General features: G+C 39.0%; 7 protein-coding genes. 3 read left to right on the top strand and 4 right to left on the bottom strand.

Annotated elements, in window-relative coordinates; genetic code table 11:
- Positions 1-303: 303 nt before the first annotated feature.
- The 4 genes from BLR27_RS16410 to BLR27_RS16425 form a co-directional block, all read right to left on the bottom strand.
- Positions 304-2,346: an OmpA family protein gene (locus BLR27_RS16410; protein WP_176767727.1), complete on the bottom strand. Its 2,043-nt coding sequence runs from the start codon at positions 2,344-2,346 to the stop codon at positions 304-306.
- A gap of 68 nt (positions 2,347-2,414) precedes the next feature.
- The gene (locus BLR27_RS16415) at positions 2,415-3,377 is read right to left on the bottom strand and encodes a PorP/SprF family type IX secretion system membrane protein (protein WP_245704543.1); all 963 of its coding nucleotides are present in this window, start codon (positions 3,375-3,377) and stop codon (positions 2,415-2,417) included.
- A gap of 3 nt (positions 3,378-3,380) precedes the next feature.
- A complete protein-coding gene (locus BLR27_RS16420; RefSeq protein ID WP_090706701.1) occupies positions 3,381-8,909 on the bottom strand; it encodes a tandem-95 repeat protein in 5,529 nt (1,842 codons plus the stop codon).
- 281 nt (positions 8,910-9,190) lie between these two features.
- Entirely contained in the window at positions 9,191-9,715 is a 525-nt protein-coding gene (locus BLR27_RS16425; protein ID WP_090706702.1) for a hypothetical protein, read from the bottom strand.
- 1,017 nt (positions 9,716-10,732) lie between these two features.
- Between BLR27_RS16425 and BLR27_RS16430 the strand changes: the two genes are divergently transcribed.
- From BLR27_RS16430 to BLR27_RS16440, 3 genes are all read left to right on the top strand, one after another.
- Positions 10,733-10,969, top strand: a complete 237-nt coding sequence (locus BLR27_RS16430; RefSeq protein WP_090706704.1) for a hypothetical protein — start codon at positions 10,733-10,735, stop codon at positions 10,967-10,969.
- A gap of 56 nt (positions 10,970-11,025) precedes the next feature.
- Positions 11,026-11,940, top strand: coding sequence for a glycosyltransferase family 2 protein (locus BLR27_RS16435; protein ID WP_090706730.1), 915 nt, complete (start codon positions 11,026-11,028; stop codon positions 11,938-11,940).
- Between the two features lie 329 nt (positions 11,941-12,269).
- Positions 12,270-13,445 carry a glycosyltransferase family 2 protein gene (locus BLR27_RS16440; RefSeq protein ID WP_090706706.1) on the top strand — a complete coding sequence of 392 codons (1,176 nt, stop codon included), beginning with the start codon at positions 12,270-12,272 and terminating at the stop codon, positions 13,443-13,445.
- The last annotated feature ends 83 nt before the right edge of the window (positions 13,446-13,528 follow it).

Below are 13,528 nucleotides of genomic sequence, written 5' to 3' on the forward strand. Positions count from 1 at the left end.
TTAATTCCCGGAGAACACCTTAATTTGCCTTTGCCCTTGTAACTATTGTAAAACACAAGTTCTATACTCTGTTTTACTTTTACAAGTCTAAAGGAAAACACCGACCAGAGGAAAAAATCTCGCAGAGACGCAATTGCAGGATATAAAACGAATGATCATAAATAATTTGTAAAACTTTGCGTCTTAGCGTCTTGGCGAGCCAACCTGTCGGTAGATTTCCTATGGTTCGTGTCTCCGTACCATGCACTGCTATGGAGACTGATCGGTGAAAACACCGACCAGAGGAAACACCGACCAGAGCATCTACTTATCGCAAGTCAGCTGAGTGAGATTAACACCATTCAATATAACTTCAAACTCTGTTCTTCTATTTCTCTGCTGTTCAAATTCAGGACAATCTGCACCTTCTATACAGGTATTTATAAGCCTGCTTTTACCATAATACCGCACTTCAATTCTTCTGCCATCAATTCCTTTTGAAATCAAATAAGAACGGGCAGCTTCACCCCTCCTCAGAGAAAGTTCTTTGTTATAATTATCAGTTGCTCTGCTATCTGTATGACTTGCTGAAATAATAGTGATCTCAGGATTTTTATTCATTACTTCAGCAATTTTATCTAAAGTCAGCATTGCATCCGGGCGAATTTCTGATTGATCAAGGTCATAATAAATATTTTCCAGACTAAATGTCTTCTTTAATGCTGCACAATTATCAATTACCCATTGCTGCATATTTTCTGCCCTGTTCAATTTCAAGGTCACTTTCATTGTAGAGTCAACAGTGATACCAGAAGTACTCAGATAATTTTGTTTACTTACGTAAGATATGCGGTTCCCGCTAATTTCATAATCAGTTTCTTTAGAAAGCACCTTAGTAAACTCAGCATTAGCATTGGTTTGAATACTATCGACTATGCCATTATGACGTAAGATAACCCTGCTACCAGGCAATGGTTTATTATTCTCTGCATCAACCACCTGGCCTCGTAATACCACAGTATAGGTCATATGATTAAACTGGTAAATATCATCATTACCTCTCCGATTGGAGCTAAAGAATCCTGTTTTAGCGTCTTCATCCTGAATAAAACCAAAATCATCAGCGGCAGAATTAATATCAGAACCCAGATTATGAATATTACCGATGGCTTTAAGATCTCTCAACACTACCTCGAAAATATCTAGTCCTCCTAATCCCGGATGGCCTGTGGATGAGAAGTACAATTTACCGTTCTTATGAAGATATGGAAATTGCTCATTACCTTCTGTATTGATCTTTGAACCCAGGTTGGTTGGCCTTCCCCATTTTTTACCCTCACCCGTTCGAACGCAGTAATAAAGATCAGTACCGCCAAACCCTCTTGGCATATCAGAAGCAAAGATTAAAATATTGCCATCTGCTGAAACAGTTGGGTGCCCTGTTGAATATTCGTTATTGTTATACGGGAAAGGGGTGATTTTATCCCATGAAGCGCCGCTGGCGGTATAAAGTTTTAACTTATTAACTCCAGAACGGCTTAGAGAAACTTTACCTCCTACAAAGTTATTTCTGGTAAACAAGAGGGTGCCTTCAGGTAATAGAACAGCTGGGCCTTCATGATAACTGCTTCTTACCTTACCACGAAGCAATGCAGGTTGATCAGCAGTCCCTTCATCTTGTTTTGGAGTAGAGAACAGGCTCAATAATGAACGCTCAGCGGGATAATCTGAGGCGATATATTTAGCTGCCTTTTTTTTCTCCCCAGGCATGGTACTATCCGGTTCAGCTTCTGCTATGTCATTAAGATCATCTATTACATACATATCAGAATAGGAAGTTCTATCCCATTGAAATACATATCTGTTCTTTTGCTGACGGTTACTAATGAAAAGTAAACCATTTTTATAATACATCGGTGAGTACTCAGAATCATCTGTATTAATGCTGGAATAAGCAACCTTATATTCTCCGGCATTACTTGAAAATGAGCTTAGATTTGCCTTACTAAATGCGTCTGCACGCCTATCAGCAGGCCTTAGGCTTAGAAATTTACGATACCATTGTTCAGATTGCTCGTACTTCTCTTTATTGGCTAAGGCTTCGGCATAATAAAGTGCCCATTCAGGTTTTATTTTTTTAAGCTTACAAAGCTCTCCATACCAATGCATAGCTTCAACATAATTTTTAATGTTCCTGTTACTACCCGCCATCATTTCCTGAGCACTTACATTATCAGGTTCTTTTTCCAATACTTTATCCAGCTCCCTTATGGCTGTGGCAAAACGCAGATTCTGATATTCAACTAAGGCCTTTCTTAACAGTGGGCTGTTATCCATCTGCTGAGCCCAAAGGGGCTGAACGATCATGAATATTAGGATGGTTAAAAGCGTTATTGTTAATTTCCTGAATTGCATATAACTAAAAGAAAATAAAATTAAAAATATCTTGGAGAAAGTGTCCTATCACGGTCAAAGGAGAACTCATATCTCAACATAAACTCATGACTTCCGGAATTAAACTTTCTTAAGGCTGTAATACTTTTGTCATATGCATAACCTATTCTAACCTGCGGACTTACCTTTAATTCCATCAATGCTGAAACATCCGCACTTGTTCGGTATTCAGCACCGATAGCAAACACATTCTTAATCCAAATAGTGGCATTAAAGTCGCCTTGAACAGGGGCACCCTTTACACCCTTAACAAGTACAGATGTCTTTAAATTAAGATCCATCCCAATTGGAAATACATAACCTGTTGTCAGGTAGCCATGGGCCGACTGTCTGGCGGTAATATCACCATCAGAAATTGTATCAATATTCAATCTGTTTCTAACAAAATCCTGAACAGAAAAACCAGCGTAAAAGCGACTTGTATTGTAATAAACTCCTGAACCAAAATTATATAAGGTCTTGTTTACATCCCCTTGAAATGCCTGATCTGGAATAGGGCCGGAAGGATCCAGGTTTACCGTTGAGAATCCTGCATGGTAATTATTCATACTACCCTGCAAGCCAAAAGAAAGACTTCCATCGTTCATTGGAATACGGTATGCGCTACTCAGCACAAGACCGGTTGTTGTTGTAATACCGATCTTATCAGAAATTACCTGTAAACCCATACCTATACGCTCGTCTGAAAAAGGAGCATCTATTGTGAACGTACCGGTCTTTGGAGCACCTTCAATACCTACCCACTGATTTCTGTATAAAGCTGTTGCAGCTACCACATTCCTGCTCCCTGCATAAGCAGGATTTATAGCAAGTGCATTGAACATATATTGTGAAAACAGTGCATTTTGCTGAGCGAATAAGGGATCAGCAAGCACTATTAATCCTATAACAAAGAGTATTCTATTTAAAATTCCGTTTTTCATTACTGTTACTATTCTTCTCATAAATTACCTGTTCACAGTAATAAAGCCCGCATATCTGTCCTTGTTATCAATGACAATTATGTAATAATAGGTACCATCAGGAATATCCTTACCAAGGAAGAAACCCTCAGTAACTTCTCCACCCCAGTCATTTCTATAATCTTTCGATCTGTAAACCCGGTTTCCCCAACGGTTATACATTTCGAGTGATACAAGCTTGCCATCAGCATTCTGAACAACAAACTTATCATTTATACCATCCCCATTAGGTGAGAATCCAGGAGGAACGTAGGTAGGCAATAAGTCTAGTTTAATGGTTGTTACTTCAGATGGACTAACATCAGCAGCCAGATTAGGATCAGGTTTCAAACCATTTGTCGATACATCACTCACCTTATACCCGGTAATATGAGATATTGCCTCAGCTGTTGCTGTATTCTGGAATATACCTCCTGTAAGTAATAATCGAACATTAACCAGTAATTCAATTTTTGCTTCCTCTCCACCAACAAGTTTACTTGAATTTAGTACGAGTTCTGTATCACTGAAACCGTTATAAGATGTATTTGCTTTAAGATTACCAAATGCACTGATCAGTTTTACTGATACTTCAGCACCACCAAAAGCAAGTGCCAGATTATCTCTTACACTAATTCTATCCAGATCGAATGTGCCATAATTCACTACGGTGAAGATAAATTTCAGATCATAAGACCCGTTTAAATTGGGAGTAATGGATGCCAATTGCTTCGCCAGTCCAATTTTTGCATTCGGATCGCTTGGCTGAGTAACCTGAATAGTTACTGTCGCATTACTTGTTGCATATTTTGTTCCATCAGAGGCATTCCACAAGAAAGAAGTAGTTCCGTTCCATTGCAATGGCGGCTCGAATGTTAGTCCTTTAATGTCTGCCTCGCCAATCTCCTGATTAACTACTATGGGAGTACCGTATAATTTAAGTATTCCTGTTCCGGGCAAGGTTACAATTTTGATTTTTACCAGGGAATCTGTATCAGTAAACTTCTCTACAAAGTTTGCCAGTGTAAATGGTATTGGTAAAGCACTATTTCCTGATTTTGAAATATTGGAAAGTACTGGAGGCAGGTTAACTAATGGAATTGATAAGTTGACTGTTACTGTATTACCGTCAAGAAATCCATCATTAACTTTGTAGGTAAAGCTATCTGAAATTGCCGCGCTACCATTATGTACATAGGTGAATGATCCGTTTGAATTCAATACCAGTGATCCATTAGCCGGGTCAGTAACCTTGATGGCGGTTAATGGATGTCCGTCAGGATCAGTATCATTTGCAAGCAGCCCCGGAGAAACGATAGTCAATGAAACCCCTCTGGTCACCGTATAAGAATCAGCTACTGCTACCGGGGGAACACCAGGTTCAATAATGGTAATATTGATATTCTTGCTGGTTGAAGTAAGTCCGCCGGTACAAGTTACACTGTATTGGAAGCTTAAATTTCCAGCAAAATTATTTTGTGGTGTAAAAGTGATCTTTTCCAGATCTGCTGCAACTATCTCTTGTCCCGCAGTGATAGTAACACCATTTAATTTTAATATCCCTGATGGTGGCAAAGAAACTATTTTTACTTTCTGAATAGTATGAAGGATGTCCACAAATTTCTCTGTAAAATTTAACAGAGTAAACAAAATATCCTGATTTTTAAAACCCGATCTATTAATATCGGCAATAACTGGTGCAACACCAGGAGTTACTATGTTGATCGTTACGGTAACTGTATTTCCATCAATGGTACCATCGTTCACTTTATAAGCAAAACTATCGGAAGTTGAGCTTCCGTCATCGTGTACATAGGTAAATGATCCGTTACTGTTTAATGTCAGGATACCGTGAGTTGGATTACTTACTTTGATTGCAGTAAGTGAGTTATTTTCTGTATCGGTATCATTAAAAAGAATACCAGGAGTTGAAACATTCAATGTCGAGCCCTTGGTTGTTGAATAACTATCCGCGACTGCAACCGGAGGGGTATTGGATACAATGACTGCTATACTGGCAGTAACGACATTCCCATCAGCTGTTCCATCATTCGCTCTATAGGTAAAGCTATCTGATGTAGATGTACCATTATTATGTACATAGGTAAATGAGCCATTACTATTGAAAGTCAATGTACCGTTAGCAGGACTTGTCACTATTATAGCGGTAAGCGAATTGCTGTTGGCATCGGTATCATTTGTAAGAACCCCCGGACTTGCCACATTAAGCGTTCCACCTTTTATTACAGTGTAATTATCTGCCACGCTAATAGGGGGAGTATTAGTTGGACCTGAACTTACTGTAATTGTTTTTACAACTGCTGTGGAACAACCTACGGTGGTAACTGTATAGGTAATTGTAGATGTACCCGCAGAAACACCTGTAACCAAACCTGCAGAGCTCACTGTTGCAACAGCTGTATTACTACTGCTCCATGTACCGCCTGCTGTGGCATTCGCTAATTGGGTAGTTGACCCGATTAATGTGCCAGTGGCACCGGTAATTGCCGCTACTGTTGGCAAGGCATTCACTGTAACTGTCGCAGTCGATGTGTTTATACATCCGCTGCCATTTGCTGCTGTGGTATAAGTGATGGTTACTGTTCCTGCTGCTACGCCTGTTACGAGTCCGGTGGATGCGTTAACAGTTGCTACTGCTGTATTACTGCTGCTCCAGGAACCGCCTGATGTGGCATTCGCTAATTGGGTAGTTAATCCCGAACAAACACTTAATGTGCCGGTAATTGCCGCTACTGTTGGCAAGGCATTCACTGTAACTGTCGCAGTCGACGTGTTTATACATCCGCTGCCATTTGCTGCTGTGGTATAAGTGATGGTTACTGTTCCTGCTGCTACGCCTGTTACGAGTCCGGTGGATGCGTTAACAGTTGCTACTGCTGTATTACTGCTGCTCCAGGAACCGCCTGATGTGGCATTCGCTAATTGGGTAGTTAATCCCGAACAAACACTTAATGTGCCGGTAATTGCCGCTACTGTTGGCAAGGCATTCACTGTAACTGTAGACTTATCGGTTACCATCGCTGAACAAGAGCTTGCGTTGGTAGCTAAAATATTATAGATCGTGGTAGCACCCGGAGTTACATTGAATGTAATACTACCGCCTGTACCAACAACTGCTGTACCAACTGATGAATTATCTGAATCCAATCGTAACTGGTAACTTACTCCTAACACTGAATTGCTCAGAGTAATGGTCGCTGTTTCTCCTGAACAAATCACCGGATCACTCACTGCCATGTTGATCGCTGGTAAGGCATTCACTGTAACGGTCTCAATTGACGTGTTTATACATCCGTTGCCATCTGCTGCTGTGGTATAGGTAATGGTTACTGTTCCCGATGCTACCCCTGTTACGAGTCCGTTAGATGCGTTAACAGTTGCTATAGCTCCATTGCTGCTGCTCCAGGAACCGCCTGCTGTAACATTCCCTAATTGTGTAGTTAATCCCGTACAAACACTTAATGTGCCAGTAATAGCCGCTACTGTTGGCAAGGAATTCACTTTAACGCTAACAGCTGTTCCAGCACTAATAATTGTGTTTAAATTATTTCGAACAGTTAAAGTGCCATTATAAGTACCTGCAGCGACTGCGCCTAAAGCTGGTATTGTAATTGTGCCACCTGCTGTACCGTCAAAAATTATATCAACCACATCTGGAATACCAGCAAAATTTGCTGCTGCATCCCAATTTATACTATAACGATCAGGCTTGGGTGTTCCTGTTGTACCACTATAAACAATTCCAGCACTGGTAGTTCCAAAACAGATCTGAGGATTTGCGGTCGTAAGGGTAATAGATGGTGTGGGTGCAACGTTGATAGTAAAGGTATTTGCTGTTGCATCAAGTTGAACACCAGCGTTTGTTATACCTCCATTGTCCTGAACCTGAAAAGTCATAGTTGCATATGGAGATCCATTAGCAGCAGCTACCGGAGTATAAGTTAACAAATTACTATTAATATTTGCAAAGCTGATGTCCTGACCGGCAGTCACAGGAACATTGTTCAACTCCAATAAGCCAAAAGTTGGCAATGTGGTAATTTTTACCACAGACAGCGTATTAACTGGACCAGGAGTTATATCATTAACATCTAAGAATCCAAAATTTACAGCTGTAAGTATATGATCAGAGGTATTGGTAAGCATTGAAATAGCATTATCAGTACCTGATGGTTCATCGTTAACAGAGGTCACTGTAATATTTACCTGCTCGGCTGTAGCTGCGTATTGTGAATCATCAAAACCATTCCAATCAAAACTGGTTACTCCATGCCAGTTAGCATTAGGGACAAAAGTTATGGTAGGTATATTGGCAATTGGGATCTCCTGATTTAAAGTAACATTGACACCACCAACTTTCAGAATGCCATTAGCAGGGAGACTCTGTACACGAATTTTAGTCAAAGTGGTAAACCCATTTTGATCGATAAAACTATTTGTAAAATTAGCAGTGGAAAATGAAATAGTTGCGTCTTCAAGTCCGCTTTTAGCAATATCTGCCAAAACTGGAATCTTTGAAACACTTGAAGGAACAGAAATATCAATGTTTCTGATCTCGTGAAAGTTATTTGAGCCTCCCGTTGACGAGGCAAATCCATAACTAAAGTTATCAGGAATAGCAGAAACTGGGGTATATATGAGATCATTTACAACTCTATGAGTTGCTAAGACCCCTAATGTCCTTTCAGTAATATATACATTTATTTTATACGTTGTAGCTGAAGTTCGCTCAAGGATAATTCTAGCTCTTCGAAAACCATTATCTGTACTGCTATAACCTGCCGCCCTAGTAGGAGTAGTTAAAGCTGTTAATGTACTGGTTGGACCGGAAAGCCCTATCGTAAAAGGATTACCAGCACCATATGCTAACATCGCTCCGGGATTCGAGGTTTGAATACTATATAAATATTTGTAATTAGTTCCAGATGGGGTTCCAGCACCGATTCCATTACCATCACCACGTAGGGTTACGGAATTTACAATCTGCGCTATTCCCGTTCCTCCTTGTCGGCCTTGATTTGTTGTACTAAAATTCCCCCATTCATCAAGTCCAATACCGATGAATGCCTTACTTAAGCCTGGCTGATCTGGAGCAGGAAAAACACCAGCGCGTTGGGCATATCCAAGCGAACCACCAAATCCACCAATCTGAAAAGAACCTATAGCAGTAGCATCAAATAGGAAGAAAGATATACCATCTGCACCAGTCCCTCCGTAAGTATAATAATCAAATGTTATATCGAGACCATCAGTCGAGGAGAATGTTCGGGTATTGTATGCATAACCAGTTAGGTTTGATCCATTTGTTGTTAACCGCAAATAACCGGTTCCTTCTGTTGCATCAATTGTTGGAACTGTTAGAGTAGCTACCCCCCCAAGCACCATTCCTGGTGAAGTAGAATTAGTAAAACCATCAGTATACGGAAACTGTGCCTTTACACCATCAGTAAAAAAAACCGATAAAACAATAAGTATCGCAAGAATCCGCAGAACGGAGGTGAATTTTTTGAACATTTATATTTTATTATAAGGACTACTTTATTTAGTCCCGAGACAAAAAACAAAGCTATCAAGCCCCTAAAAGTCAAATATTAAACCAATATAATAAGAAATGTAACCTTCTGGTAATTATGTACGTATAAGGGCTGTCAATACTTGAATTAATTTCATTTTTTTTTAATTCAAATTCAAGGATTCCAGTAAATTCAAGCCGGGATAAGAAAATATTCCACAAGTTGGGTAATTTTTTCTACATTTTGTGCAGATATACTTAATAAAATAAGTATACATTCCTATCATTTTCCCTTCCTTTTAGAAAAAGTACTGATCAATATGTAGATACCGGTGAAGGCAACGATCAGCGAGATCACATCCATGATCGTAACCCCATCATTTGGGTTAATATAAAAGAGAGTGAACATTTCAAAATAGGGTGGTGCAGGCATGATGATCATCCCAAACCCCAGGAGCACCAAAAGCAAAGAAATGACAACCCGTATCACTTTGTTCATCAATTGATTAACTGAAAATTTCTTTTGTGCATTCCTATCCAGTTGATTGATAAATAACAACTGATTAAAATCAGCGTCTGCATTTTCAGCAGCAACATTTTTTTTGCCATCTTTAACATACGGACTTAAGGCAGTTGTGCTGGCTGCAGAACCTATAGCTGCATGAAATTTTCTTTGCAATTCTTGTAAGGATTCATTATCAAGCGAGGTGTCCGATAAGAGAAGAATAAGCTCATCCAGTTTTCTATGAATGGCGGCAGATGAATCGTTGAAGTTCCGTCGATCTTCGTTTATATTAAAATTTTCCAAAATATTAATTTAATACATGATTAATAATTAAATATTTTTTATCAGTTAAATAACTATCAAAATTAGAAATACTATTCATGAAAAATTATCAATAATTCAATTTTATGCCTTGACATTGAAAATATACTAAATCAGGTACTTATGCATCATTCGTACCAAAATAAATATAAGGTTTATGCTAATTTTCAATGCTGGAAAAAACAAATAGTATAATTCAATTCAATCAGGGAGAAACCATTTTATGAACAATAGTTTTTATGTCAACCAATCGTGTTTCTGCGTCTTTGCGTCTTCGCGAGACCATTTTTTAAAATAAACCTTAAAGCTTCTCACAAAGAAGGTCATTAATATTAATTTATATTCCATAGAATAGGCACATATCTACCTGCAGAAGGCAGGCTCGCGAAGACGCCAAGGGCTACAGATAAATTATGAACATTCGTTTTATGCAGAACACAACGCGTCTTTGCGTCTCTGCGAGAGCATTTTTTTCAATAGTAACATTGACAATTTTTCAACTTGCGAGATGGGTTTATATGAAATAAATCATCTTCTGACTTCCAGCAGTTGGGCTCGCGAAGACGCAAAGGGTTACAGATAAATTATGAACATTCGCTTTATGCAGAACACAACGCGTCTTTGCGTCTCTGCGAGATTCTTTCTTAACCTATCCATATTTGTGCCTTACTCGCAAAGTTCCCTCACCTGCTGAAGGGCAGGATTCGGACATTCGATTTAGACTGGTTTTAATTTTTTTAGGCACATAGGTTTGTGGTACAGGGAGAACAACGACCACAGGAAAAATGATCTTACAAGGAAAAATCCACCCCCTTTAATTCCCCCGCCGGCGGTGGACACTGGACGGCTAAGAAAATTTGATAAGTAATGAAATAAGTTTACAGGTTTTACTAAGTTTCCTCACCTGCTGAAGGGCAGGATTCGGAATGACATTCGTTTTAGATTGATTCTAATTTTTTTAGGCACATTGGCCGGTGGTACTGTTAGAACACCAATCACATGAAAATTAGTATTTCATCACCCTGGTTCTTGGCTCCAGAGATCAGTTGTCTGTTATCTGAAGAAATACCGGTAATATTAAACTACCACTTCATCATCCTGACTCTTGGTTCCTGGTTCTTGGCTCCAGAGATCAGTTGTCTGTTATCTGAAGAAATACCGGTAATTTCAAACTATCACTTCATCATCCTGACTCCTGGCTCATGGTTCCTGGCTCCAGAACTGAACAAATATTAAGGGAAAGGAAATCCGGCATTTTTTTCAGTACTTTGACAATACAATTAAATTTCAGATTGAAAAAAGTTTCCATTATTACAGTAAATTTTAATCAGGCAGCAGTTACTGAAGAGTTTATAAACTCTGTAGAAATAAATAATAGCTACTTTCCGATAGAAATAATTGTTGTCGATAATGGAAGTGATCATGATCCAATTCCCCGGTGGAATGACAGATACAATGACATCCGCTTTATTCGTTCAAAACTAAACCTGGGTTTTGCAGGAGGCAATAATTTGGCACTGAAAGCGGCCACCGGTGACTATTTATTTCTGGTTAATAACGATACTGAATTTACTCCGGGTCTGATCGAAAACCTGGTAGCTGTTTTAGATTCCAACCCAAAAATTGGAGCTATAAGTCCGAAAATCCTCTATTTCGACAAACCCGACATTATCCAATACGCCGGATTTACCGGAATGAATATGAACACCGGCAGGAATCGCTGTATTGGCCAAATGGAGCAAGACCTTGGACAATATGACAAGGCAACAGGTCAAACCGGATTTGTTCATGGGGCAGCAATGATGATCCGGAAAGAGGCAATAAATAAGGCAGGACTAATGCCTGAACTATTCTTTCTGTATTATGAAGAAATGGATTGGTGCGAGAAGATCAGAAAAGTCGGATTCGAGATCTGGATTGAGCCTAAGGCACGGATCTATCATAAGGAATCCATGTCTGTTGGAAAAAACAGCCTTCTGAAAGAGTATTTCATGTGCAGGAACCGGATTCTGTTTATCCGAAGAAATGCTCCATGGTTTTCCAGGATTATATTTTACTTTCATCTATTATTTCTGGTCACGCCAAGAAATCTGTTCAGCTATATTTTGAAGGGCAGTATAGGCCATGCAAGACAGTTTTTGAGAGGAATATGGTGGAATTTGAGGCATAGTAAGGAGAGTACGGTGCTGGGGTATGAGGGAGATTGAATTATTTGACCTTATTGTATTGTATAGTTGTCTGTTATCAGTTGTCTGTTAACTGGAAGAAAAGAATGAAAGAGGATCAATTATCCAATATACAAAGCAGCCCTCAACGAGCAGGCAGGACTATGTTGACGGCTTTATTAGAGGATATATTAATAATATCAAATCAGCAGTATTTATTCTAACAAACTAACCAACTAAAACCTAACCAACTAAATTTTAACAAATATCAAGACAGGGATAACCGCCTTATTGAAGATAAATTAATAATTTCAAATCAGCAGTATTTTTTCTAACAAACTAACCAACTAACAACTAACCAACTAAAGTACATGAAAATAACCTTCTGGATCAGTCTGTTCATCATTATTTACACCTTCATTGGTTACGGACTGATACTTTATGTTCTGGTAATTATACGAAGACTACTAAAGGGTAAAAGACAGATACCTGTTTTAAGTAAAGAGGAGTTTCCAGGCTGCACTCTTGTGATAGCTGCCTATAATGAAGAGAGTATTATTTCAGAAAAGATCCAAAACACACTATCCCTGAATTATCCTGAAGGAAAACTGGAAATACTTTTCATTACTGATGGGTCGACGGACAAAACACCGGAAATAGTAAAACAATATCCTGACATAAAGCTGATGCACCAGCCCGAACGAAAAGGGAAGGTGGCTGCATTACATCGTGCGGTAGAACAGGTCAAATCTGAGATCATCATTTTCACCGATGCAAACACCCTGCTTAATAAAGACGCAATGATGAATATAGTTATTCATTATGCTGATAAACAGGTTGGAGCTGTAGCCGGTGAAAAAAGAGTACATTCTGAGGAACGTGCGGATGCAGGAACCGCAGGAGAAGGCTTTTACTGGAAATATGAATCGAAATTAAAAAAATGGGATTCCGAATTATTTTCGGTTGTTGGTGCTGCCGGCGAATTGTTTAGTGTTAGAAGAGATCTTTACCAGGCGGTTCCCGAGGATACCATTCTGGATGATTTTATGATCTCCATGCTGATCGCATTAAAAAGCTATCGTATCATTTACGAACCCCGGGCATATGCAGTTGAAAATGCCTCAGCCAATATCACTGAAGAGTTGAAACGAAAGATCCGAATTGCGGCAGGAGGAATTCAGTCAATTCTGCGGCTAAAGCCACTTTTGAATGTTTTCAACTATGGTATCCTTAGTTTCCAGTATATCAGTCACCGTGTTCTGCGCTGGACAATTACACCATTCCTCCTGATATTGGTTTTGATATTGAATATTCTTATCTCGCTCAAATCAGATGAAATCATGTATGATCTATTGCTGGAAGCTCAATCAATTTTTTATCTGTTGGCATTCATTGGTATGATCTTCGAGAAAAGTGAATTGAGAATTAAAATATTTTTTATCCCCTATTATTTTTGTGTGATGAATTATGCTATTCTGGCAGGCATTAAACGATATATGGGAAGTCAGCAAAGTGCTGTGTGGGAAAAAGCTAAACGGAAAGATTAAGAATCGATAAAACAGTCAAAATCATCGCGCATTTTTCATCCCAAAAAGCTCAAAAAAAGTTAATATTACAAATTCTTTATCCA

Origin of the sequence: Daejeonella rubra, assembly GCF_900103545.1 — a bacterium.
Classification (GTDB): domain Bacteria; phylum Bacteroidota; class Bacteroidia; order Sphingobacteriales; family Sphingobacteriaceae; genus Daejeonella; species Daejeonella rubra.